The sequence below is a fragment of the Burkholderia sp. Cy-637 genome, from assembly GCF_011753175.1.
Taxonomy (GTDB): Bacteria; Pseudomonadota; Gammaproteobacteria; order Burkholderiales; family Burkholderiaceae; genus Burkholderia; species Burkholderia gladioli.
In genome coordinates, this window is sequence record NZ_VWWC01000115.1 from 1 (window position 1) to 24,158 (window position 24,158).

At 69.3% G+C, this 24,158-nt stretch carries 18 protein-coding genes and 1 pseudogene; 2 read left to right on the top strand and 17 right to left on the bottom strand.

Annotation, left to right across the window (positions count from 1 at the left end):
- The 7 genes and pseudogenes from F3J10_RS24735 to F3J10_RS24765 form a co-directional block, all read right to left on the bottom strand.
- Positions 1 to 804 (bottom strand): thiazole synthase (locus tag F3J10_RS24735; protein ID WP_240155703.1); only part of this gene is annotated, 804 nt, incomplete at its 3' end.
- A gap of 41 nt (positions 805 to 845) precedes the next feature.
- Positions 846 to 1,043: a sulfur carrier protein ThiS gene (gene thiS / locus F3J10_RS24740; RefSeq protein ID WP_013696417.1), complete on the bottom strand. Its 198-nt coding sequence runs from the start codon at positions 1,041 to 1,043 to the stop codon at positions 846 to 848.
- Between the two features lie 27 nt (positions 1,044 to 1,070).
- Positions 1,071 to 1,283: pseudogene (locus F3J10_RS36015) on the bottom strand (FAD-dependent oxidoreductase); the annotation flags it as partial.
- Positions 1,284 to 1,569: 286 nt separating this feature from the next.
- Positions 1,570 to 1,965, bottom strand: coding sequence for a response regulator (locus tag F3J10_RS24750; protein WP_036055869.1), 396 nt, complete (start codon positions 1,963 to 1,965; stop codon positions 1,570 to 1,572).
- A 190-nt stretch (positions 1,966 to 2,155) separates the two neighbouring features.
- On the bottom strand, positions 2,156 to 2,824 hold the full coding sequence (locus F3J10_RS24755) for a response regulator (protein ID WP_025097893.1): 669 nt from the start codon (positions 2,822 to 2,824) through the stop codon (positions 2,156 to 2,158).
- Between the two features lie 193 nt (positions 2,825 to 3,017).
- On the bottom strand, positions 3,018 to 8,126 hold the full coding sequence (locus F3J10_RS24760; RefSeq protein ID WP_167243214.1) for a trifunctional serine/threonine-protein kinase/ATP-binding protein/sensor histidine kinase: 5,109 nt from the start codon (positions 8,124 to 8,126) through the stop codon (positions 3,018 to 3,020).
- 542 nt (positions 8,127 to 8,668) lie between these two features.
- A complete protein-coding gene (locus tag F3J10_RS24765; protein WP_025097890.1) occupies positions 8,669 to 9,520 on the bottom strand; it encodes an AraC family transcriptional regulator in 852 nt (283 codons plus the stop codon).
- A gap of 200 nt (positions 9,521 to 9,720) precedes the next feature.
- Between F3J10_RS24765 and F3J10_RS24770 the strand changes: the two genes are divergently transcribed.
- On the top strand, positions 9,721 to 10,932 hold the full coding sequence (locus tag F3J10_RS24770; protein WP_167243215.1) for a Bcr/CflA family efflux MFS transporter: 1,212 nt from the start codon (positions 9,721 to 9,723) through the stop codon (positions 10,930 to 10,932).
- Here the strand turns inward: F3J10_RS24770 and F3J10_RS24775 are convergent.
- The 5 genes from F3J10_RS24775 to F3J10_RS24795 all read right to left on the bottom strand — a co-directional run bounded on the left by F3J10_RS24775 (position 10,913) and on the right by F3J10_RS24795 (position 17,318).
- Positions 10,913 to 11,992: a fimbrial protein gene (locus tag F3J10_RS24775; protein WP_240155704.1), complete on the bottom strand. Its 1,080-nt coding sequence runs from the start codon at positions 11,990 to 11,992 to the stop codon at positions 10,913 to 10,915. The two genes, F3J10_RS24770 and F3J10_RS24775, sit on opposite strands and share 20 nt — an antisense overlap.
- Positions 11,993 to 12,056: 64 nt before the next feature.
- Positions 12,057 to 13,208 (bottom strand): fimbrial protein, encoded by a 1,152-nt coding sequence (locus F3J10_RS24780; protein ID WP_167233677.1) that lies wholly within the window; start codon positions 13,206 to 13,208, stop codon positions 12,057 to 12,059.
- Complete coding sequence (locus F3J10_RS24785) at positions 13,196 to 15,826, bottom strand: fimbria/pilus outer membrane usher protein (protein WP_167243217.1); 2,631 nt, start codon at positions 15,824 to 15,826, stop codon at positions 13,196 to 13,198. The genes F3J10_RS24780 and F3J10_RS24785 overlap by 13 nt, the downstream gene beginning before the upstream one ends.
- 70 nt (positions 15,827 to 15,896) lie before the next feature.
- Positions 15,897 to 16,664, bottom strand: a complete 768-nt coding sequence (locus tag F3J10_RS24790) for a fimbria/pilus periplasmic chaperone (protein WP_167243218.1) — start codon at positions 16,662 to 16,664, stop codon at positions 15,897 to 15,899.
- A 93-nt stretch (positions 16,665 to 16,757) separates the two neighbouring features.
- Entirely contained in the window at positions 16,758 to 17,318 is a 561-nt protein-coding gene (locus F3J10_RS24795) for a fimbrial protein (protein ID WP_025097884.1), read from the bottom strand.
- 827 nt (positions 17,319 to 18,145) lie between these two features.
- Between F3J10_RS24795 and F3J10_RS24800 the strand changes: the two genes are divergently transcribed.
- Complete coding sequence (locus F3J10_RS24800) at positions 18,146 to 18,493, top strand: GFA family protein (RefSeq protein WP_167243219.1); 348 nt, start codon at positions 18,146 to 18,148, stop codon at positions 18,491 to 18,493.
- A gap of 73 nt (positions 18,494 to 18,566) precedes the next feature.
- Here the strand turns inward: F3J10_RS24800 and F3J10_RS24805 are convergent, their stop codons facing one another.
- From F3J10_RS24805 to F3J10_RS24825, 5 genes are all read right to left on the bottom strand, one after another.
- On the bottom strand, positions 18,567 to 19,520 hold the full coding sequence (locus tag F3J10_RS24805; RefSeq protein WP_025097882.1) for an ABC transporter substrate-binding protein: 954 nt from the start codon (positions 19,518 to 19,520) through the stop codon (positions 18,567 to 18,569).
- A gap of 118 nt (positions 19,521 to 19,638) precedes the next feature.
- Positions 19,639 to 20,658, bottom strand: a complete 1,020-nt coding sequence (locus F3J10_RS24810; RefSeq protein ID WP_166914962.1) for a ribose ABC transporter permease — start codon at positions 20,656 to 20,658, stop codon at positions 19,639 to 19,641.
- Between the two features lie 61 nt (positions 20,659 to 20,719).
- Complete coding sequence (locus F3J10_RS24815) at positions 20,720 to 22,276, bottom strand: sugar ABC transporter ATP-binding protein (protein WP_025097880.1); 1,557 nt, start codon at positions 22,274 to 22,276, stop codon at positions 20,720 to 20,722.
- Positions 22,277 to 22,343: 67 nt separating this feature from the next.
- Positions 22,344 to 23,345 carry a LacI family DNA-binding transcriptional regulator gene (locus F3J10_RS24820; RefSeq protein ID WP_025097879.1) on the bottom strand — a complete coding sequence of 334 codons (1,002 nt, stop codon included), beginning with the start codon at positions 23,343 to 23,345 and terminating at the stop codon, positions 22,344 to 22,346.
- 203 nt (positions 23,346 to 23,548) lie between these two features.
- Positions 23,549 to 24,031 carry a YbaB/EbfC family DNA-binding protein gene (locus F3J10_RS24825; protein ID WP_167243220.1) on the bottom strand — a complete coding sequence of 161 codons (483 nt, stop codon included), beginning with the start codon at positions 24,029 to 24,031 and terminating at the stop codon, positions 23,549 to 23,551.
- Positions 24,032 to 24,158 lie beyond the last annotated feature (127 nt).

Genomic DNA, 24,158 nt, shown 5'->3' on the forward strand with positions numbered 1-24,158 from the left:
GACTTCGAGCACGAGGTGATTCCCGGCATCAGCAGCGTGCAGGCGCTGGCCGCGCGGCACCGCATCGCGCTCAACGAGATCGGCCGCGCGGTCGAGATCGTCAACGGCCGCGGGCTCGGCGCGCGCCATGATCTCGGGATGCGTGGCCTGCGATACCGCCGTGTTCAGCAGCACGCCGTCGAAGCCCCATTCCATCACCTGGCAGGCATGCGAGGGCACGCCGAGCCCCGCGTCGACGATCAGCGGCACGTCGGGCAGCCGCTCGCGCAGCACGCGCAGGCCATAGGGATTGACCACCCCCTTGCCGGTGCCGATCGGCGCGCCCCAGGGCATCAGCGCCTCGCAGCCGGCGTCGAGCAGGCGGCGGCCGATCACCAGGTCCTCGGTGCAATAGGGCAGCACCTTGAAACCGTCCTTCACGAGCAGGCCGGCCGCCTCGATCAGGCCGACCGGATCGGGCTGCAGCGTGTAGTCGTCGCCGATCAGCTCGAGCTTGATCCAGTCGGTCTCGAACACCTCGCGCGCCATCTGCGCGGTGTTGACCGCCTCGGCGACGCTCTGGCAGCCGGCCGTGTTCGGCAGCAGCGGCACCGCGTGGCGCTTGAGCAGGTCGAAGAAGCCCGCCTCGGCGGTGCCGGCGTTCATCTGCCGGCGCAGCGCGACGGTGACCATGCCGGGCAGCGAGGCGGCGATCGAGTCCGACAGCGATTGCAGCGACGGATAGCGCGAGGTGCCGAGCAGCACGCGGCTCTGGAACGGCGTGCCGTACAGCGTCAGCGCATCGGTGGTGGGAAGCGGCGTCATGGGGAGGTCCTGTAAGAATCGGTCGCGCGGGTCGGCGGGGCTCAGCCGCCCGCCACCGGGTGCACCACGTCGAGCCGGTCGCCGGCCGCGAGCGTGTGCGCGGCGTGCCGCGCGCGCGCCACGAAGGCGCCGTTGACGGCCACCGCGAACGGCGGCCTGGCCTGGTAGGCGGTGAGCGCGTCGGCCACGGTGGCACCGTCGGGGAGCGTCAGCGTCTGCTGGTTGATCTGGATGTCCATGGGGCAATCGTAGGGAGTGGGTCGGCGTCAGGCCCGGGCCGGCGCCGTATCGGTCTCGGTCCGGAACAGCGCCGGCCAGCGCGCGGCCGCGCGCCAGGCGGCCAGTGCCTCGGGCTCGGGCTGCCCGGCATTGCCGAGCGCGCCGCCGAACCAGGCCTGGACGAACTCGACGGCCGCCTGCGCGACCTCGGGCGCGATCATGAAGCCGTGCCGGTAGAGGCCGTTGACGGCCAGCGTGGCGCACATGAAGCCGATCCGCACCAGCGCCGCATGGCGATGGCCGCGATAGGCGACGCTGCGGGTCAGCCTGCGCAATCGCAAGAGCGGCATGGCGGCAAGCGCGCGGGGACGCGCGGACAACTCGAGGGCGTTGCTACGCAGCAAGGTCAGGGTCCTGTTCATTCCGGTTCTCCCGTCTCGATCGGATCGAAGGCACGGTGCACATGACACCATGGCCGCCGGGAGGCGCGCTATCAGACGAGAGGGCGTCCACCCCCTACCAAGGTTTATCGGGCGATGCGCAGGTTCAGGTCGCGGGCGGCGCGGGCCACAGGCCGAGCGCGCGGCCGATCCACGACTCCAGCTCCGAGGCGTCGATCGGCTTGTCGATCACGCACAGCGCGCGGCTCGCGTTGGCGCGCTCGAGCGTGCGGCCCGAGGCGAACGCGGTGATGAAGACGGTGGGGATCAGGATGCCGCGCGCTTCGAGCAGCGAGAGCAGCTCGACGCCGTCGGTACCGGGCATCTGCACGTCGCAGACCAGGCAGCCGGTGGCCGCGAGCGTATCCGATGCGAGGAATTCGTCCGCGGTCGCGAACACGCGCGCATTCCAGCCGAACGAACGCACCAGGCTGCTGGTGGCGGCACGCACGAACGGATCGTCGTCGACGATGGATACGAGCTGGTTGGCGTCTACGGACAAAAGAAATCTCGCTCATGACCTGGTGAACGAGGCGGCTCATCCGACCATCGTCCGGGGACTAGAGTACCGCGGCGCGGGGGGCGCCAACCATCATATCGAAGTATAGGGTGACCCCGCCGCGCGCCCGCGTGGCGGGCCGGAAGCCGCGCCGGGCGGGCGTTTTCGCGACGGGGCGCCGCCGCCCGCCCCGCTAGCGCGGCGCCAGCCGCTCGATGCCGAGCGCTTCCATCTTGCGCACCAGCTCGGCCACCGAGCGCGAGTTCATCTTGCGCATGGCCTGGCCGCGATGGATCTTCGCGGTGATCTCGGCGATCCCCATGCTGGCGGCGATCTGCTTGTTCATCAGCCCGTCGGCCACGTGCTGCAGCACCTCGCGCTCGCGCGGCGTCAGCGACTCCCAGCAGGCGCGCGTCTCGCCGAGCTGGCGGTCGGTGGCCAGGCGCGCCGCGTCGCGCTCCAGCGCGCTGATCACCGCGTCGATCATGTCCTGGTCGCGGAACGGCTTGGCGAGGAAATCCATCGCGCCGGCCTTCATCGCCTTGACCGTCATCGGGATGTCGCCATAGGCGGTCATGAAGATGATCGGCATATGCGGGCCGCCGTCGTCCATCAGGGTGCGCTGGAAAGCCAGGCCGCTCTGCCCCTTCAGGCGCACGTCGAGCACCAGGCAGGCGGGGCCGCCGTGGCGCGGCGCGGCGACGAACTCCTCGATCGAGCCGTAGGCGCGCACCTCCAGGTCGATCGAGCGCAGCAGGCCGGCCAGCGCGCCGCGCACCAGCTCGTCGTCGTCGACGACGTAGACGATGCGGGCATCGCGGCGCAAGGCGGGATCGCTTTCGGGGGGACGGGAATAGGACATCGTGGTCAGGGCATGGCCCGTGAAGGCGGCCGCCGCGCGGGCGGCCTGGGTTCGGGGGCGCCGCCGCGGCGGCAGGCGACGGGACGGCCGATGCGGCTGGCCCGGCCGATCGAGCGCGGCGTATCGATCGCGTCGGCGACGTCGTTCACATCGATCGCGTCGATCGCGTCGATCGAGCGGCGCGGCCGGCGGTTCATGGCGCGAGCAGCGGCAGCGCGAAGCTGGCGCGGGTGCCGGCCTCGGCGCGCCGCGTCAGCGTCAGCGAGCCGCCATGCGCCTCGACGATCGAATGCGAGATCGCGAGACCCATGCCCATGCCGTTGTCCTTGGTGGTGAACAGCGGTTCGAGCAGGCGGCCGGCAATGCCGGGATCGATGCCGCAGCCGTGGTCGTCGACGCTCACGCGCGCCCAGCCGCCGGGCTCCTCGTCGCAGGACAGCACCAGCCGGCGATCGCCCGCCGCCTGCCCGGCCATCGCCTCGGCGCCGTTGGTCAGCAGGTTGATCACCACCTGCTGGAGCTGGATCCGGTCGCCCTGCACCTGCACGCCGGCCTCCAGCCCGCGCAGCTCGAGCGCCACCTCCAGCGCATCGAGCTGCCCCGCCACCAGGGTGGCGGCCTCGCGCAGCGCCTCGCCCAGGTCGACCGCGGTGAACTGCGGCTCGGCCTTGCGGGCCTTGGCGCGCAGCGCCTGGATGATGGTCTTGGCGCGGGTCGCGCTGAGGCTGATGTAGCGCAGCATCTCGCGCGTCTCGTCGATATCGGGCGGCTCGCGGTTCAGCCAGCGCAGCGCGGCGCTCGCCGAGGTGTCGACCGCCGCGATCGGCTGCCCGACCTCGTGCACGATCGAGGCCACCAGCTCGCCCATCGCCTTCAGGCGGCTGGCGCGTTCGAGTTCGGCCAGCGCATTGCGCAACTGTTCCTCGGCCCGCGCGCGCTGGCCATACTGCTCGACCAGCTCCTCGTAGAGCCGCGCGTTCTCCAGCGCGAACGCGGCCTGGCTCGCGATCACTTCCAGCACCGCCGCCTTGGCCGCCGTAAACACCTTGGCGGCGAGCTTGTTCTCCAGGTAGAGCACGCCCACCAGGGTGGCATGCCGCATCAGCGGCACGCACAGCACCGAGCGCGGCCGGTAGCGGCGCACGTACTCGTCTTCCTCGAAGGCCGGCGCGTCGCGCATGTCGTCGATCAGCAGGCCGTCCTGCTTGCGCGCCACCGCCTGCACCAGCGACACCGGCAGCACCTCGGCGCTGAACCCCGCCCCCTGCTGCGTGACCGTGATCTCGCCGTCCAGCACGTAGGCCTGCGCCGGAACGCGCCAACCCTCGGCGCGCAGCAGCGCGAGCACGCAATACCCGGCGCCGGAATTCTCCAGCGCGGTGCGCAGCACCGTCTCGACCAGCCGCGACGGCACGATATCGCTGGCCAGCGCGTTCGAGATCCGCAGCACGGCCTGCACGTCGAGCTCGAACAGCCGGCTGGCGGCCGAGGCGCGCACATCGGACTCGAACACCGCCGGATGATCGGCCTGCAACTGCCGGACCTTGGCCATCGCGCCCCAGCGCTGCCAGGCACCGCGCGCATGACGCAGATAGGCGGCCGCCGGCACTTCCTCGCCGCGCGCGCTGTAGAAGCGCCCCGCCAGCTCGGCGGCCAGCGCCTCGACCTGGGTGAAGCCGTGACGCCGCGCGTGGGCCACCGCGGCGGCATAGGCGGCGCCGGCTTCGGCGGCGCGATCGCGGGTGCGCAGCCATTCCGCGTGCACCAGGTCGCGACGCGCCACGAAGTTCGCAGGGCAGGCATTGGCCCAAAGCGCGAGCTGGTCGATATGCCGTTGCAGGGCCGCGTCCTGGTCGGCATCGCGGCTGCGCAGCGCGATCAGCGCCAGCGCGCCGTAATAGGCCAGGTCGCCGCTCTCGGCGAACGAGCGGCCGAACCACACGCAGGCCTCGGCGCGGCGCCGCGCTTCGAGCGCGTCGCCGGTATCGCCGAACATCACGCCGAGCTGCAGGCGATAGACCCAGTAGGCCACGTCGACGAGGGTGACCGGCGCGCCCTCCACCGGCACCGGCGGCGGCGGCTCGCGCCGCTCGGCCGGGTCGTCCTGCAGGCGCGCCAGCAGGTTCGATTGCGCGAGCAACTGGTTGATCACCAGCAGGAAGTTCGAGTCGCGCGCCAGCACCAGCCCGCGCCGCACCGTCTCGCGGATGTCGTCGAGATACTCGCCGCCGAAGATCATGCCGGTCGCTTCGTTCGGACTGCAGTAGTTCGCGAAGGTGTGGTCGCCCGATTCGAGCGCGACCGTGTAGGCGCGCCGCGCGTAGTCGCGCGCCGAGCGCGCCGGCAGCGTCCAGGGCACCACGAAGCAGCCGAACACCATGTAGACGCGCGCCTGGTAGCGCTTCAGGCCCAGCTCGTCGACCAGGTACAGCGCCAGCCGGCCGAAGTCGAGCGTGTAGGAATAGTCGCCGTAGCGCGCGCCGAACACCAGGTTCATGCAGGTATAGGCGTTCGCCGAGGCATCGGACTGGCCGTAGGCGATCGACAGCGTCGCGGTGCGCATCACCATCAGGTCGACCAGGTTCTGGTCGGTGTACATCGCCGGCGGGATCAGGTCGGCGAGGATGTCCATCAGCGCGCGGCGCAGCGGGTCGGCGGCCACCGGCAGCGCGCGCAGGCCGTCCATGCCGTGCTCGTCGAGCCAGCCGCGCAGCCGCGCGTATTCGCGATCGACCTCGGCCACCCCGGGCTGCATCGGGATCTCGATGCCGGCGCGGCGCAGGAAGGCCAGGCCGGTGCCCATCGCCAGGTCGTAGCGGCCCAGGGTGGTGTAGAGCGCCGCGCGCAGGCGCGCCAGGTCGGCACCGAAGATGCCGTCGCCGGCCACCGCCTCGAGCGCCGCGAGCCGTGCCTCGGCGGCCTCCAGCGCGCCCGTCATGAATTCGGCCTCGCCGCACAGCACGCGCGCGTCCAGGCCCATCTGCTCGCCGTCGTCCTCGCCGATGAAGTCGAGCGCGGCGCGGAAATACACCAGCGCCGAGTGATGCGCGGTGGCAGCCTTGGCGCGCCGCCCCGCGTCGAGATTGAGCGCGGCGAAGGCGGCCCGCTCGCGCCGCGCGTCGACCGCCTCGCGCGCCAGGTTGACCTGGGCCGCCATCGCGAACACGTCGGCCTGCGCGCCCGGGTGCCCGAGCAGCCGGCGCGCCACCAGCAGGTGCAGCGCGGCGCGCTCGCCTTCGGGAATCGAGGCATAGGCCGATTCGCGCATGCTGTCGTGACCGAACGCGTAGTCGTCGCCGTCGCTGAGGATGGTGCCGGCCTCCAGCGCCGGCTGCAGGTCGCGCACCACCTCGAACGGCGTCAGCCCCGCGGCGATCGACAGCCGCTCGATCGAGGCGCGATCCCCCAGGCAGGCCAGCAGCCGCGACAGCCTCTGCGCGGCCGGCGGCAATTGCTCGAGCTTGTGCACCAGCAGCTCGAACATGTCGTCGATGCCGCGATGGCGGGCGATGTGATCGAGGTTCCAGCGCCAGGTGGCGGCGTCGTGGTCGTAGTCGAGCAGGCCGTCGTCGGCCAGCACGCGCAGCAGGTGGCGCGCGAAGAAGGGGTTGCGCCCGGACTTGCGGTCGATCTCGGCCACCAGCGGTTCGAGCGCGGCCGCGTCGCCGCTCAGCGCGCTGGCCACCAGGTCATGCAGCGCCGCCGCGTCGAGCGGGCCCAGCGCGATCGGCAGCGAGGCAATCCGTGGCGAGCGCAACAAGGCCTGCAGCGCATGCGCATCGTCGATCTCGTTACCGCGGAAGGCGCCGATGACTGTGATCGCAGTATCGGCATGCTGCAGCAGCACGCGTTCGAGCACTTGCAGGCTGCCGACGTCGGTCCATTGCAGGTCGTCGAGCAGCAGCACCAGCGGCCGGTCCGGCGCGGCGAAGCAGGCCAGCAGCCGCGCCATGCCCTGCAGCACGCGCTCGCGTTCGAGCGCCGGCTGCGCATCGGGCGGCGCGACCGGCTCCGGCTGCGGGCCCAGCACGGTGGCCAGCGTGGGCAGGAAGTCGGACAGCGTGCGGCCGACCGGCGTGGTGGCCTCGCGCACGCGCTGGCGCCAACTGGCGAAGGTCTCGTCGGGACAGGCCAGCACGTACTGCAGCAGCGGCTCCAGCGCCTGGATCAGGATCGCGTAGGGCGTGCCGCGCCGCCCCTCCTCGCTCTTGCCGCGCGCCAGCAGCGGCGCGCCCTCGCGCTGGATCCGCGAGACCGCCTCGTGCAGCAGGGTGGACTTGCCGATGCCCGACTGGCCCGACACCCAGGCGACGCGCGCGCGGCCGCTCTCGGCCACGGTGCGATGCAGGGACAGCAGCGCGTGGATCTCCCGCTCGCGGCCGACCACCACCTCGCTGTGGCGCAGCGAGCGCATCGCCGCGCGCGTATCGAGCGCGAACGGATCGATGCGGCCGTCGCGCCGATAGAGTTCCTCGCAGCGGCACAGATCGTCGAGCAGGCCCGCCGCGTTCGCGTAGCGCTGCTCGGGCGCCTTCTCCAGCAGCTTCAGGACGATGCGCGACAGTTGCCGCGGAATGCCTGCCATCACCTCGGGCAGCGGCCGGGGCCGGCGCGTGGCGTGGGCGTGGATGCGCGTGGCGGTGTCGCCGGCCTCGAACGGCGGCACGCCGCTCAGCAGTTCGTAGAGCACGCAGCCGAGCGAATAGAGATCGGCGCGCGCGTCGACGCGCACGTTCATCCGCGCGCCGAGCTCGGGCGCCATGTAGACGAAGCTCTCGTCGTCCCATTCGAGTTCGTCGTCGGCCCAGCGGCCGGCGCCGGGCGGGTTGCCCCGCTGCCCCTGGCCGGCCTGGTTGGCGCCGCCGCGCACCGCGAAGCCGAAGCCGGTCAGGTACACGCGCCCCTCGCGATCGGCGAGAAAACGCTTGGGGCCAAGCGCGCGATGGATCAGGCCGGCGCCGTGCATCTCGCCGACCGCCGCCACCATGCCGCGTGCCAGCGCGAAGAACGCGAGCAGCGCCTCGCTGCCCATGCCGCCGCGCGGCAGGGGTTCGCCGCCGCGATCGGCCAGCACCAGCAGCACGCCGTCGCCATAGGGCATCAGCGCCTGCGGCACCGCGCTCCAGGTTTCGCCGAGCACGTCGCGCAAGGCGAACTCCCGCTGCAGCGCGGCCACCGCGGCCGGCGTCGCGCTGCCCCGGCCCGCCACCAGCAAGGGCGGCTCGCCGGGCGCCTGGGCGCGCTCCATGCGCGGCAGGCCGACGCTGAGCTCGATGAAGCTTCGTCTGAAAAGATCAATCATGGGACGAATCGGAACATGACGACTGACGTCGCGGCGATGTCAAGGGCGGTTATTGAAGTCCAGCAGTCCGAACGGATTATAGCGGCGGCCCGGTATTATTTCCTCACTTTTATTAACAATTCGCGAGGCAATTAGATTGCACATACAACGAATAAGCTTATGCCTTATGGAAGCTCGCGCGCGATGAAATGATCAGGATATTGGCGAGTCGAGCGGCACTTGCCGCGAGTTCGTCACGTCAACTGAAAACCCTTGCCAGCCTTTAGTTTTCATGGCATCGAAGCGAACCGGTTTCAAGCTTTTTTGATTCATATGCGCAATCGTCGTGCTGCATATGAAATATCTTCAGTTCTTTGAAACGCAAATCAGGCGCTGTCCCGCGCAGCACCGCGAGTGGCTTATCCCACAGTCTGGTCGAATATTGCTTCGATGAATTTTTATTGCATCTGCAGCAGATCGATGCTGGCGTGCGGCGCCCCCGCCGAGCGCGAGATGGATGTCGGACGTCGCATCGACGCCGCGGGACGAGCGCCGGCGCTCGCCTAGCGGCCCCGCAAGCGGCGACGCCAGGCGGCGGGCGTGGCGCCGGTGTTGGCGCGAAAGCGGCTGGTGAAATGGCTGGCGTCGGTATAACCGAGATGCGCCGCGATCCGCGCGACCGGCCAGCGGGTCTGCGCGAGCAGGCGCTGCGCCTCCTTCAGGCGCGCGTTCGAGACATGGCGCATCGGCGTGATGCCGAGCCGGCGGCGGAACTGGCGCACCAGTTGCGAGACGCTGAGATGAGCGACCTCGGCCAATTCGGCCAGCGAGAATTCCTGCGTGAGATGGGCGTCGATCCAGGCGGTGACCGCAGCCAGCCGCGCATCGACGCGATCGACGGCGGGTGCCGTGCCGCCCTGGTCGGCCAGCAGGGCCAGCAGCGCGAGGCTGCGCCCTTGCGCATGCAGGGCCGCGAACGGCGTGGCGCCGGCGGCTTCGCCGGCCGCGCAGGCCTCGAACATCGATGCCAGCTCGGCCGCGAGGCGCGCATGGCGCAGCGCCGTGAGCGGGCGCAGCGCGCCTTGCAAGTCGTCCAGCCAATCCTGGCGCGGATCGATCAGCACCAGGCCGTAGCTGACGATGCCCTCGCCGATCGTGCTGCCGCGCACCTCGGAGCCCGCCGGCCGGAACGAGACCAGCCCCGGTTCGCTGACGAAGCGCTCGCGCGCGGCGCCGGCCACTTGCCGCTCGCACTCGAAACCGCGGCTCATTTCGGCGTAGATCGCGTGCCGCTCGTGCGCGACGTGGAGCCTGGCCGGCGCGCCCGCCTCGATGCGGCGCCGGACCAGTTCGATGCTGGTGCCGCCCAGTCGCGTGACCGACCTCGACACCAGGTTCGCATCGTATTCCCGCATGCGCGCTCCCTGAACGACCGCCGACGACAGCCGGCGGTTCGCGCGGATTCTAGCACCAGGGTTCATGCCCCGCCGCCGCGAAAAAAAACGCCGCGCGCAGCGATGCGCATTTCCTGCCAGCATTCGCGCATCGCCTGCCAGCCGCGCGCGGCGCACCCGCCTAGACTGCGCGCTTCCCGTTCGCGGCCCCGCCCTCTTCCATGCCCGAGATTTCGCTCGCCGATCGCCCCGCCCGGCTGACCGCCTGCCTTGCCCTGGTCGCCTTCCTGCCGATGCTGTCCTCGGACCTGTTCCTGCCCGCGCTGCCGGCCATCGCGAACGCCCTGGCGGTGCCGGTGGCCGCCACCCAGCGGCTGTTCGACAGTTACTTCGCCGGCCTCGCCCTGTCGCTGCTGGTCTGCGGGCCGCTGTCCGATCGTCATGGGCGCCGCCGGCCGCTGCTCGCCGCCCTGGCCCTGCACGCCGCGACCAGCCTCGCCATGGCCGGCGCGCACGATCTCGCCACGCTGTCGGCCTGCCGCTTCGCGCAGGGCCTGGCCTCCGGGATTCCGGTCGCGCTGTGGCGCAGCATCGCCTTCGACGCGCTGCCGCTCGAAGCGGCGACGCGCGCGATCTCGGTAGTGGTGCCGGTGATGGTGGTGTCGCCCGCGCTGGCGCCGATCGTCGGCGAGTGGATCGCGGCGCTGGCGGGCTGGCGCGCGATCTTCGCGGCGCTGGCCGGCGTCGGCGCTCTCGCCTTCGTGCTGACCTGGGGCTTCGTGCCGGAAACGCATCGCCCCGCGCCCGCTGGCGGGGCGGCACGGCAATTGATGAATTCGTGGCTCGCGCTGGCGCGTTCGCGGCGCTTCGTGTCGTTCTGCGCGCTGGCCTGCGCGGCCTATGCGGCCTACTTCCTGTACCTGTTCCAGGCGCCGCTGCTGCTGCTCGCGCTCGGCTACACGCCGCGCGCGATCAGTTACGCCTACCTGCCCGTCACCGCGGGCTTCGTGCTGGGAAGCGCCGTCGGCCGGCGGCTCGCGCCGCGCGCCGGCGATCGCGCCATCGTCACCGCCGGCACGGCGCTGTTCGCGGCCGGCGCCGTGCTGCTGGCGGGCTGGGGCGTCGCGGGCCGGCCGCTCGGCGCAGCCGGCCTGCTGCTGGCCGCCGCGCTGCTGGTGGCCGCCAACGGCACCCTGTTGACGATCGGCGTGGCACGCACCATGGCGTGTTTCCCGACGCTGCGCGGCACCAGTTCGGCCCTGCTCGGTTTCTCCCAGGCGGCGGTCACGGCCCTGATGGTCGGCTGCATGTCGCGGCTCAACGAAGTGCTGCCCCAGGCGCGCAGCCTGTCGATCATGATCGGCGCCTGCCTGCTGCTGGCCATGGCCGCGCTGTGGGCCTATCGCCGCGCGATCACTGATACGTCATCGTGAAGGTCAGCACCGCATTCGCGCTGCCGGGCGTCACGCTGGCCGAGGTCTGGTAGTAGTTGGCCGTGAGCGGGATCGTGTAGGTGCCGCCCGTCGCGCTGCTGTAGCTCGTCAGCGTGTATTGGCTGTTGTACTTGATCGCCTTGCCGCTGCTGTCCTTCAGTTGCAGGCCGATGCCGCTGGCGGTGGAGTCGCTCGACAGGGCCAGCACGCCGTTGGTGCTGTCGAGCACCGCGTTGACGGGGATGAACTGGTACTGGATGGAATTCAGGCCGGCCGGGCAGGCGTTGACGCCCACCTTGAAGGCCACCGCCGGCGTGGTCGAACCCACCCCGGTGAAGGCCGACTGCTTGTACGAGCCCATGTCGACCGTCACGTTCGGCGTGGTGCAGGCCGCCACGTTGATGACGGTTTGCGTCAGCGAGAAGGACTTGCGCCCGGTCTGCATGGTGTAGCCGCCGCCCTGCGAGACGGCCGCGGCGGCCTCGAACAGCACGCCGCCGTTGACCGTGCCCGCCGTGATCGGCCCGGTCTTGACCAGCGCCATCTCGGCCTGGCCGCCGTTGGTCAGCGAGTTGCCCGTGCCGCTGCAGGCCTGGCCGACCCACGGGCTGGGGAAGAACGACGAGGGCACGCCGAGGTCGGCGTATCCCAGCCAGCCGCAGCCGTTCACGAAGACGCGCACGCCGATCGCGATACCGACGCCGGGCACGTTGGTGTTCCAGACCGTGTAGCTGCCGTTAGGACTGGTCACGTTCATCCCGGCCTTGGTCAGGGACAGCGGCTCGAAGCCGGTGCCCGTCGCGCCGCCGCCGTTCACCTGGCAGTTGAAGTAATTATTGGTCATCGAGGTGGACACCCAGGTCGTCAACACCGTGCCGACCGCCGCATCGCGCGGCACGGTGATCGAGGACGGCATCGACACCGTGAAGGTCTGCGCCGTGCTCGAGCAACTGGCGGTCGCCCAGGCCACGTGCGAGGACAGCGCGAGGACCAGCAGGGCCGCGCAGCGCGCCGCGAGCCGCCACGCCGCCGAAGCGCCGTGGCGATGAAGATGGCTCAATCGTCGTATCCAATCCGACATGCTCGCGATACCTCCGTATTCGTCGAAACCCGCTGCGCGCAACCTACTGGTACGTCATGGTAAAGGTCAGCACCGCATTCGCGCTACCGGGCGTCACGCTGGCCGAGGTCTGGTAGTAGTTGGCCGTGAGCGGAATCGTGTAGGAACCGCCCGTCGAGCCGTTGTAGCTCGTCAGCGTGTACTGCGTGTTGTACTTCAGGGCCTTGCCGCTGTTGTCCTTCAATTGCAGGCCGATGCCCGCGGCCGTCGAGTCGCTCGACAGCGCCAGCACGCCATTGGTGGTGTCGAGCACCGCGTTGACGGGAATGAACTGGTACTGGATCGAGTTCAGGCCGGCCGGGCAGGCATTGACGCCCACGTTGAAGGCCACCGCCGGCGTGGTCGAACCCACCCCGGTGAAAGCCGACTGCTTGTACGAGCCCATCGTGACCGTCACGTTCGGCGTGGTGCAGGCCGCCACGTTGATGATGGTCTGGCTCAGCGAGAACGACTTGCGGCCCGCGGTGGCGATGGTATAGGGCCCGTTGATGTCCATGGCCGTGATCGAGGCGCCCTCGAACAGCACGCCGCCGGAAACGGTGCCGGCCGTGATGGTACCGGTCTTGACCAACGCCATTTGCGCTTGGCCGCCGTTGGTGACCGAGCCGTTCGAGTTACAGGCGCTCCCCTTCCATGGCGATGGCAGGAAACCCGAGGGCGTGCCCAGGTCGCCCCAAGCCTGCCAGCCGCAACCGTTCACGTACGAGCGCACGCCGATCGCGACACCCACTCCCGGCACGTTGGTGTTCCAGACCGTGTACGCCACGCCATTCGGTCCGGTCACGCTCAAGCCCGCCTTGGTCATGGACAGCGGCTCGAAAGCCATGCCCGATGAGGGACGCACGGTATTACCCACCGGCACCACCGTGCAGTTGTAGTAATTGGTAGTGGCCGCCGTGGATACCCACGAGGTGAGTATCGTGCCGTTCGCGGCATCGCGCGGCACCGTGATCGAAGCGGGCATCGAGATCGGGACAGTTTGTGCGCTCCCCGAGCAGGTAGCGCTCTGCGCGAGCGCCGCGCGCGAGCCCAGCCCGAGCATCAGCACCGCCATCGCGAACAGCCAGAACAGCAGGCGGCCGATCATCGCCGGCTTCCCAACCCGCTTCCCGCTCTCTCCCAGGCCCATCGCCCACCCCTCGTTCACTTCGTGCATACCGCCTCCGCGTCGGTCCAGCGTTGCTTGCTCGCCTTGTCCGCGACCGGCAGCTTGTACGACAGCGAGCAGCCATCGGCGGCCGTCTCGCCCCACTTCACGCTCAGCGTGCCCGTATCGCTCTTCAGCCCGCGCAGCACGATGCGCCCTTCCTGCGCCACCGTGCCGACGTTCTGACCGCTCGCGTCGTTCACTTCGGCGCCGAACGGCACCGGCTGGCCGTCGCTCATGCGCGCGCGCATGATCACCGAGCGCCCGCCGCCCTCGGTCTCGAACTTCAGGCGCACCACCGCGCCCGCGGTCGGCGCCGTGTGCTGTGCGCTGGTCTTCAGCTCGACGCTCATCGGCAGGCCCTTCGGGTCGATCTCGATCTCGTTGGTCGAGAACGGCGTGAGGCTCGACACGATCGCATGGCCGAACGGATCGATGCGCAGCCCGCTGCCGGTCGTCACGCGCGCCCCGGCGGCATCCTTGGCCTCGACGATCGCCACCGTCTCGCCCATGGTCGGCGTGAAGGCCACGCCGCCGCTGTAGGCCACCACGCCGCCCGAGATGCCGGCGCCGTACTGCGTGAAGCCGGTGCCCTTCGAGGCGTTGCCCGTGACGGTCGCGTACGGCGACATGTAGGAGACGTTGCCGCCCACGTTGGTGGTCGAATTCGCGCCGCCGCCGGTGGTGTGGCCCACGTTCACGCCGTAGCTGAGCGCGTTGTCCACACCCAGCGAGCCCGTCAGCGACTGCTGGACCACGGTCGCGCCGCCGGTATCGCGCTGCAGGCTGGTGGACGAGTACACCACGTGCGAACCCAGGTTCAGCGGGATCGACAGGTTCAGCATGAAGCGGTTGTCCCAGCGGTTCTGGGTCACGTCGAACTGGCGCGAGGCCGACACGCCGTAGTTGATGCGCTTGAAGTTGTTGTTGTAGCCGGCCTGGTACTGCGTGTCGTTGCCGCCGCGGTTCCAGTAGTTGACCGTCGAGCCCGACAGGTAGAACGAGCCCCAGCCTTCCGGCAGGCTCTGGTTCAGCGTGACCTGGAACTGCCCGCGGCGGATGCCGCCCGAGAGCAGCCCGTTCACGCCGCCCGTCTGCGGATCGCGCAGCTGCATCGCGTCCTGCAGGCCCAGGTAGCCGCTGCTCGAATAGCGATAGGCGGCCACCGTCACGTTGGTGTTGGTCGGGCTGATCAGCTTGCTGTAGGAGATCCGCACGCTCTGCCCGTGGCGCGAGGCCATGCCGGGCAGCTCGGTGTTGGCCTGCGTGATGTCGAGCGCGAAGGAGCCCAGCTCGGTGTTGAGCGCCGCGCCGATCACGCCGGCCAGGTAGCCGCGCGCGGCCGTCACGCCGCCGTAGCCGGTGATCAGGTTGGTGAAGCCGTGCTGGATCGTGGCCTGGAACAGCGCCGGCTTGCTCGACAGCAGCGGGTTGCGATACACGCCGGCCGTCACGCTGAAGTGCGTGATGCCGGGGCGCAGCGAGTTGACGGCCGAGGCATACGGCACCTTGAAGGTGTGGATGCTGCCGTCGGCCTCGGTCACCACCACGTCGAGGTCGCCGCCGTAGCCGGTCGGATAGAGATCGTTGATCTCGAACGGGCCGGTCGCCACGTTGGTGCTGTAGATGATGTTGCCGTTCTGGCGCACCTGCACCAGCGCGTTGCTGTTGGCGATGCCGTGAATCGTCGGCGCATAGCCGCGCTGCGACTCGGGATACATGCGCTCGTCGCTGGCGATCTGCACGCCGCGGAAGCCCACGCTGTCGAACATGGTGCCGTCGGTGAACGCGTCGCCGATCACGAACTGCGACTTCAGGCGCGCGATCGAGCGCTGCAGGCTGGTCTGCACGCTCTGGTAGTGCGTGCCGCCGTGCGAGTCGTAGGTGAGGTTGCCGTTGTGGCGGAAGCGCCAGGGGCCGAAGTTCAGGCCCGCGGTCAGGCCCATGTAGGCCTGGGTCGCCGACGAACCCTGGTTGTCGGAGCGATAGACGTTGCCGTTGTACGACAGCAGCGCGGCGGGCACGCCCTCGTCCCAGTAGCGCGGGTCCACGTAGCCGCGCGCCTCGCGGCTCAGCGAGGCCTGCGGGATGCTGACGTCCAGGCGCTGCTCGCCGTTGTCGAAGGTCGCCACGCCGTCCGGCACCAGCATGCCGAGGGTCGCGCAGCTCGCGCCCTGATCGGTCAGCAGCTTGGTGGCCTCGGGCGACAGCTTCGAGATGTCCACGCCCACCTGCTGCAGCAGCTCGCGATCGAAGCAGGGCTGTACGTTGCCCGTGTCGCCGCCGATCTGGCGCAGCGTGATCTCGGCGCGGCCGATCCAGTTGGTATTGACGAACAGGTCCGCGCGATACGAACCCGGCGCCGCCACGTTGCCCTTGTCGAAACGGCTCACGTCCACCTTCACGCCGTCCGGATGCTGCAGGAACAGGTCGTTGAACTGGACTTCCGCCACCTGCATGCTGCCCGCGGTGGTCGCGGCCATCGCGCCCGTCGAGACGAACATCGACAGCGCGAGCACGCAGCACGGACGCGGGCGCCAGGGCATGGACAGCGGCAAGGAGGAGGTGCGTTGGTTCACGATGGCGGCCGAAACGTAGGCAAGGCTGCGCCCTGCCCTGGCGGGCATGGACGGTCTTGCATTGGGAAGGACGTGGCGCGCTACGCGCGACTCACTCGACGGGGGAGTCGGTCAGGCCTCATTTCGAGGAGGCCGCGCCTCCCAGGGGCGTGTCGCCATCGACGGAGGCGCCGTAGTCGTTCAGCGTGGTGTAGTGCACGCTGGCGCCGGCCGCCTCGAGCGCGTCGCCCGAGAGCAGGAACGCGTGCGTCTCGCCCGGGCCGATCATGCCGCTGTCGTCGGCGGTGGCCTTGCGGGCGCCCGACTGCAGCGTGATGCCGATCACCGACACGTAGTACGGCGTGGGATTGCGCGCTTCCAGGGCCGGCTTGCCGTCCACCTGGGTGAGGCGCCAGACGAGCTGCGACGGCGCATCGGCCGACTTGCCCTTGAGATTATCGGGGCGATAGAACAGCTTGATGCGCGAGCGGAACGCCAACTGGATGCGGTTCATGTCGGCCTCGGCGGCGCTCGGCTTGGGCGGCACTTCGAGCACGTCGAGCCAGAACACCGATTCGCGATCCTTCGGCAGCGGCTCGCCGGTGTAGACGATGCGCAGCGTCTGCGACTTGCTCGGATCGATCCGCGAGATCGGCGGCGTGATCACGAAGGGCACCTTGGTGGTGGTCGGCGCGGATTTCACGTCGCCTGCATCGACCCACGATTGCACCAGCGCGGGCGCTTGCCCCTCGTTGGACAGCTTGATCGTGACTTCCGGCTCGCTCGCGCCGTAGATCACGCGCGTGCCGCCGATCACCACCGAGGCTTCGGCGGGCGTCGTGAGCTGGCTGAACCACGCGACGCAGGCGGTGGCGATCGCGAATCTGAGTGCTTTGCGGAGCTTCATGGCATGGATCGATGCAGAAAACGTGCGAGTGGGGGGAAGCGAACGGCTGGTTCGCCCCGCCCCGCTGGTTACTTCGTATGACTATTCGTCAGCTTACTGGTAGGCGATGGTGTACATCACGCTCGAGTTCGCCGCGCCGGCCGTTGCCGCGCCGGTTGCATAGTATTGCGCGTAGAACTGCAGGGTGGCCGCGCCGCCCGTGCTCACGTTCACCGGCTTCGAGTTCTGCGAGGCATCGGCCTGGCCGAGCTTGACGGCCGACTGGTCGGCGGCGTTCAGCAGCTGGATCTCGACGTTGGTGGCGCCGCCCGTGGCGAGGATCAGGTTGCCGGTGGTGGTGTCGATCGTCGGGCCTGCCTCGAAGTAGGCGTGCACGGCCTTGACGGCGTTGGTGCCGGTGGTCGGCGTGCAGGCCGTCAGGGCGATGTTGAACGGCGTGGCACCGGCGGTGGCGCCGGCGGTGGCCAGCGAGCTGGCCGACACGGTCGGCAGCGTCACGGTGAAGTTCTTCGAGCCGCTGCCGTTGCCGTTGATCGTGCAGGTCTGGGCGGTCACGTTGCCGGAGAACGTGATCGTGCCGTCGGCGGCGAAGGCGACTTGCGAAGCCGTGGCGGCGCCCGCGATCAGCAGGGCGGAAATGAGCTTGGTTTGCATGGTGATTGGTCTCACAAACTATCTGGATGGATATGCGACGCCGCGACTATCTTCACATCAATATCGCCGCTCGACATCCAATGGCAACCCCGAAATAAACATCACGCGTCCGGATGTGTTTTGTTTCGGAACGGTCACCCTTGGACTGGGCGAATCCTAATAGAACCATGCAACTAATACTGTAAAGCATTGTCAAGTGCCGAATATCAGGCATGTAAATTAAACGTTTGCGGAACACCTCGCCGACTCGTTCCGGAACAGAAGATTTTCAGCGCCCCCACATCTCAGACGAAATCCGAAAAATCGCCGAAACACCTTGTTACACGGGCTTTCCAAGGCTTTCACGCAATCCGGAACGGCAGTCCGGAAGCCACCTGCCGCCCTGCCCGCCAAGGCTCACCCGCAACCCGCCGGAATCAATCATCAAATCTTCAAAGGAAAAACAACGGATTCCTCCCGAATCGAAACCAACGACGAACATTGTCAAATGTTTTTGACAATTCGAGACTGTGTCCAATCGTCAACAAGGACAAAAATAGACAGACTCCACAATGCCGAATACGCAATCCCAAACAACCAGAAATAAACCTTGATTATCCGATTAGACCATTTTCAATAAGCACTTATCAGGCGTCCGCGGTTATCGAAATACAGCAACAGGATTTCGATAATCACCCGGCCATTCGATAATCGGACTCGCTTTGGATAACGGTATCCGCCTTGTGCGTCCTGATTGCAGTGCAGCATGCCCCGGCGCCGGAAAAGCGCGGCGCGCGGCGGCCCATCGCCTATAGTGAGTGGCGTCACTCGATCATCAGGAGGCGCGCATGAGTTACGAGGGAAGCTGTCATTGCGGACGCGTGGCGTTCCGCGTGCGGGGCGAGCCGGCCGGCGCGATGGCCTGCAACTGCTCGATCTGCCGGCGCAAGGGCTCGCTGCTGTGGTTCGTGCCGCGGGAAGATTTCGAATTGCTGACACCCGAGCAGGACGCCAGCAGCTACCGCTTCAATACGCACGTGATCCGGCATCGCTTCTGCCCCGCCTGCGGGATCCATCCCTATGCGGACGGCGCGGCCCCGGATGGACGCCCGATGACCGCCGTCAACCTGCGCTGCATCGAGGAGATCGACCTCGACGCGATCCCCGTCACGCATTACGACGGGCGGGCGCACTGAAACGCCAAAGCCGGCCGGGCCGCGCAAGGCGCGCGCCGGCCGGCTTCTTCGGTACCGCCCCGTCAGGCCGGGCTCAGTGCGAGCTCCAGCCCTTGTAGCCGGCGACGTTGTCGCGCGTGATCAGCGAGGGCTCCAGCAGGATCATCGGATTGGCCGGCTTCTTGCCGTTCATCACGCCATAACCGACCGTCACGGCCTCCTTGGCCATCGCGTAGGGGTCCTGGCTCGCCGAGGCCTGGATCAGCGAATTCGACTTCAGCGCCGCCTCGATATCCGGCGCGCCGTCCACCGAGGTGATCACGATATTGCCGCGGTTGAACTGCTTGGCCGCCAGGTCGGTGCCGATCGCCTGCGGGTCGTTGATCGCGAACACGCCGTCGAGCTTGGGAAAGCGCGTCAGGTAACCCTGCATCGCCGCCAGGCCGCCGTCGCGCGAGCCGTTGCCGTTCTGGTCCGAGGACAGCAGCTTGATGCCGGGATTCTTCGCCAGCACGCTCTTGCAGCCGGTCACGCGGTCGATCACGGCCGACACCTGCGGCCCGTTCTCGATGATCACGTTGCCCTTGCCGCCGATCTTCTTCACCAGGTAGTCGCAGGCCAGCTCGCCCGCCTTGACGTTGTTGGTCTGCACCGTGGCATCGGCGCCGGCCGCGGCCACGTCCACCGCCACCACCGCGATGCCGGCCGCCTGCGCCTTCTTCACGGCCGGCAGGATCGCCTTCGGATCGGCCGCGTTGAGCAGGATCAGGTCGACATGGGCGGCGATGAAGTTGTCGATCTGCGTGAACTGCTTGTTCAGGTCCCAGTCGGCCGAGATCGCGGTGACCTTCACGTTCGGGTTGATGGCCTTGGCCTGCGCCTCGGCGCCCTTCACCACCGTCACGAAATACGGGTTGCCGAGCGAGCCGACCGTGATGCCGATCGACTTCAGCGGCTTGTCCGCCGCCTGGGCGAGCTGGGCCGCGCCGGCGGCGAACAGCAGCGCGCAGGCCGCGCCGGCCCGCAACGAGCTCTTGAGCTTCAACATGAGGTTTGTCTCCGTGGGTCGATGAGGAAAACGGGCGCGCGGGACCCGACGTCGCGCCGCTGTCGAGGACGGGCCGGTTCCGCCCGGCCCGCGTGAACAAGGTGGCAGGTGCCTCGCTTCAGGTATGCGCCGAGCTCTGCCGGTAGCGGTCGAGCGCCACCGCGCCGATGATCACCAGGCCCTTGATGATGTACTGCCAGATGTCGGACACGCCGAGCAGCACCAGGCCGTTGGACAGCACCGCGATGATCAGCGCGCCGATCAGGGTGCCGACGATGGAACCCACCCCGCCCACGAAGCTGGTGCCGCCGAGGATCACCGCCGCGATCGCGTCGAGCTCGTAGGACTGGCCGAGCTGCAGGCCGTTGGCGGCATACAGGCGCGCCGCCGACATCAGCGCGCCGAGCCCGGCCAGCAGCCCCGAGGCGCCGTACACGAACAGCTCGATGCCGCGCACGTTGATGCCCGACAGGCGCGCCGCCTCGCGATTGCCCCCCACCGAGTAGATGCGCATGCCCAGCACGGTGCGGCGCAGGATGAACCAGGCGGCGGCCACCACCACCAGCGCGATCACCACCAGCCAGGGCACGCCGAGGATCGCGCCGTTGCCGATGAAGGCGAACGGCAACTGCGGGTTGAAGATGGTCGAATCGTTGCCGAGCAGGCGCGCCACGCCGCGCACCGCGGTCAGCGCGCCGAGCGTGACGATGAAGGGCGGCAGGCGCAGGAAGGCGATCAGCGAGCCGTTGACGAGCCCGAACACGAGCCCCACCGCCAGCGCGATCGGCACGCCCAGCCAGCCCCAGCCGGCGATGTTCGAGCCCAGCAGCGAGGCCACCGCGGCGGCGGCCAGCACCGAGCCGACCGACAGGTCGATGCCGCCCGTCAGGATCACGAAGGTCATGCCGGCGGCCAGCACGATATTGATCGAGGCCTGCTGGGCCACGATCGAGATGTTCTGCCAGCTCGCGAAACCGTCGGTCAGCAAGCCGAAGCCCAGGCAGAGCAGCACCAGCACCGGCAGCATGCCGGCGGTGCGCATCAGCGACTGCATGCGGGCGCGGTAGCCCGCGTCGGCGCGCGTCTCGCGCCGGGCCGGGCCCGCGCCGGCGGCGCCGGGTTGGCTTTGATCGTTCATGTCGTCCTCCTGCTGATATCGAATAGGGATGCTCGTGAGGTGATGCGCAGGCGCTCGCGCCTCAGGCCGCCGCGTCGAGCGGCTCGCCGGAGCCGGTGGCCAGCGCGATCACCGCCTCCTGCGTGAGCGCGCTGCCGGTATGCCCGCCCAGCTCGCCGACGATCTCGCCCTCGCGCATCACCAGCACCCGGTCGGCCACGCCGATCAGCTCGGGCAGCTCGCTGGAGATCACGATCACGCCCACGCCCGCCTTGGCCAGCTCGTTGATGATCCGGTAGATCTCGGACTTCGCGCCGATATCGACGCCGCGGGTGGGCTCGTCGAGGATCAGGATGCGCGGCTGCGTCTCCAGCAGGCGCGACAGCAGCACCTTCTGCTGGTTGCCGCCCGACAGCGCGCCCACGTGGATGCGCGCGTTCGGCACGCGGATCGACAGCGAGGCGATCGCCTGCCTGGCGCGCTGCGCGCCGCGCGCGCGGTCGAGCACGCCGCCGGCGCGCGCATCGCGCCCGCATACGGCGATGTTGATGTTGCCCAGCACGCTCATGTCGAGGAACAGGCCCTGGCGCTTGCGGTCCTCGGTCAGGTAGACCAGGCCCGCCTCGATCGCCTCGCGCGGCGTGCGCATCGCCAGCGCCCTGCCCTCGATCTCGATCGAGCCGCGCGTGCGGGCTTCGGCGCCGAAGATCAGCCGCGCCAGCTCGGTGCGCCCCGCGCCCACCAGGCCCGCGATGCCGAGCACCTCGCCGGCGTGCAGCTCGAGGCTGCAGCCGCGCACGCGCGCGCCGTCGGCGATGTCGCGCACCGCCAGCAGCAGCCGACCCGGATCGTAGGGCGCATGCGCCTTCTTGTAGAAGCCCGACATGTCGCGCCCGACCATCATCTGCACCAGCCGCTCGGCCGACAGCGCCTCGCGCTCGAGCGTGCCCACGTAGCTGCCGTCGCGCAGCACCGAGACGCGGTCGGACAGCTCGTAGATCTCGGCCATGCGATGGCTGATGTAGATGATCGCCAGCCCCTCCTCGCGCAACTGGCGGATCAGCGCGAACAGGCGGTCGGTCTCGCGCGAGGACAGCGGCGTGGTGGGCTCGTCCATCACCAGGATGCGGGCCCGCGCATGCACCGCGCGCGCGATCTCCACCAGCTGCTGGCTCGCGATCGACAGCGTGCCGACCAGGGTGCGCGGCCCGAAATCGGCGCCCAGGCGCTTGAGCACGTCCTCGCAGTCGCGCTCCATGGCGGCGCGGTCGATGGTCGGCAGCCCGAAGCGTCGGCGCCGCAGCTCGCGGCCGACGTGGATGTTCTCGGCCACGCTCAGGTTCGGCGCCAGGCTCAGCTCCTGGTAGATCACCGCCACGCCGAGCGCGCGCGCGGCCAGCGGCCCATCGATCTGCACCGGCCGGCCGTCGACCAGGATCTCGCCGCCCGGATCGGCCCGATAGGCGCCCGACAGGATCTTCATCAGCGTCGACTTGCCGGCGCCGTTCTCGCCCATCAGCGCATGCACCTCGCCGGCGCGCACGCTGACGCAAACGTTGTCGAGCGCGCGCACACCAGGGAAGGACTTGCAGATGCCGCGCATCTCCAGGATCGGCGGCGTCGGCACGGCATCGGTCATGACATACCTCGCTTGGAACAATGAGGAAAGGAAAACGAAGCGTCTCGGCGCGGCCCGGCGCGCCGGCTCATCCGCTGCACCCGCAGGAATCGCGTATCCGCAGCGCCGGCGCGAGCCGGTGCACCGAGTAGTCGCCGCCGGGCTCGGCGATGCGCCGCATCAGCAGGTCCACCGCGCGCGTGCCGATCTCCTCGAGCGGCTGGGCCAGCACGGTCAGCCGCGGGCTCACGTACTCGGCCCAGTCGAAATCGTCGAAGCCGACCAGGGCCATGCGGCCCGGCACCGCCACGTCCGCCTCGCGCAGCGCATGCATCGCGCCGATCATCATCAGGTTGTTCGACACCGTGATCGCGCTGGGCGGCTCGGGCAGCGCCAGCAGCGCATGCACGGCGCGCCGCGCCGGCTCCTTGTCGGAATGGCCGCATCGCACCAGCTCGGCGTCGAAGGGCAGGCCCGCGCGATCGAGCGCGAGCCGGTAGCCGTCGAGCCGCTCGACCGAGGTCGGGATGTCGGGCGCGCCCGACACGAAGCCGATCCGGCGATGGCCGTGCCCGACCAGGTGCGCGACCAGGCTCGCGATCGACTCGAGGTTCTCCACGCCGATCTGGTCGAAGCGGCCGGTGGTGATGCGGTCCACCATCACCGAGGGAATCCGCGCGGTCTCCAGGTAGTCGAGCGCGCGACGCTCGGGGCCGACGGTCGGCGCCAGGATGATGCCGTCCACGCGGCGCTGGTGCAGCGCCTGCACCACGCGCAGTTCCTGGCCCGGATCGTCGTGCGTATCGGCCAGGAACATCATCAGGCCGCGCCGCGCGCATTCGGCCTCGATGGCGCGCACCGTTTCCGAGAAGTAGTGGTTGGTCAACGCCGAGATCGCCACGCCGATGGTGCGCGAGGCCGCGCCGGCCAGCGCCTGGGCCAGCGTGTTCGGCACGTAGCCGGTCTTGCGGATCGCCTCGCGCACGGCCTCGACCGTCGCCGGGCTGACCTTGCGCGTGCCGTTCAGCACATGCGAAACCGTGGACATGGAGACATTCGCCTCGCGGGCGACATCTTCCATCGTGGCCATGCATCGTTCTCCGTGACGGCGGACGGCACCGTGCGCGGCCGTCTCCAGGCAGCGCCAGCCCGCTCCAACGCGAGCTAGTATAGAGAACGCAAGCGCTTGCGCAAGCGCTTTCGTCTAGGAAAAAACCCGCAGCCGCGGGTGGATTCCGGTGCTTGCCGAAGCGGTGACGAAAAGAGGAAGACGCGGCGCGACGGCCGCCGGCGCTAGCCGCTGGTGGTGACGGCGGACGATGCCGTGCCGCCGGCCGGTGCCTCGGGGCGCGGCTCCAGCTTCAGGCGCACGCGCAGCGGTTGCAGCATGTCCGGCGGCGGCGCCGGCAGCTTCACCGCGCCGAGCACCTCGCGCAGGGCCTCGTCGACCTGCACGGTGCCGAGCGTGTCGAATTCGACGCGCGTGACGGCGCCGTCCCTGCCGATCCAGGCGAATACCAGCACGTCGATCGGCGCGGGCTCGGCGGCGGACGATTCCGGGCGGGCGGCCAACGCCTGCTGCAGGCGCTCGGTCTCGCCGTCCTCCCTGCCCAGCGAAACCGCGAAACGCTGCCCCGCGTCCTGCGCGTAATGGATCCACGAAGCGGGCGCGGCGCCCTGCTGCAATTGCGCGCTCGCCGCCTCCGGCGCCAGCGCGGCGCCCGCCAGCGACACGGCCGCCAGCAGCGCGCGCCAGGCCTTGCCAAACCGATTCATGCTGGGTTCTCCTGTTGATCCCGCGAACCGTCTCAACCGAGGTCGAGCGGCACGTAAAGGCGCGCCGCGCCGCGCTGCACCAGCAGGGCGACCGCGCCGCGCGCCGCGCCGATGCCGGCCGCCAGCG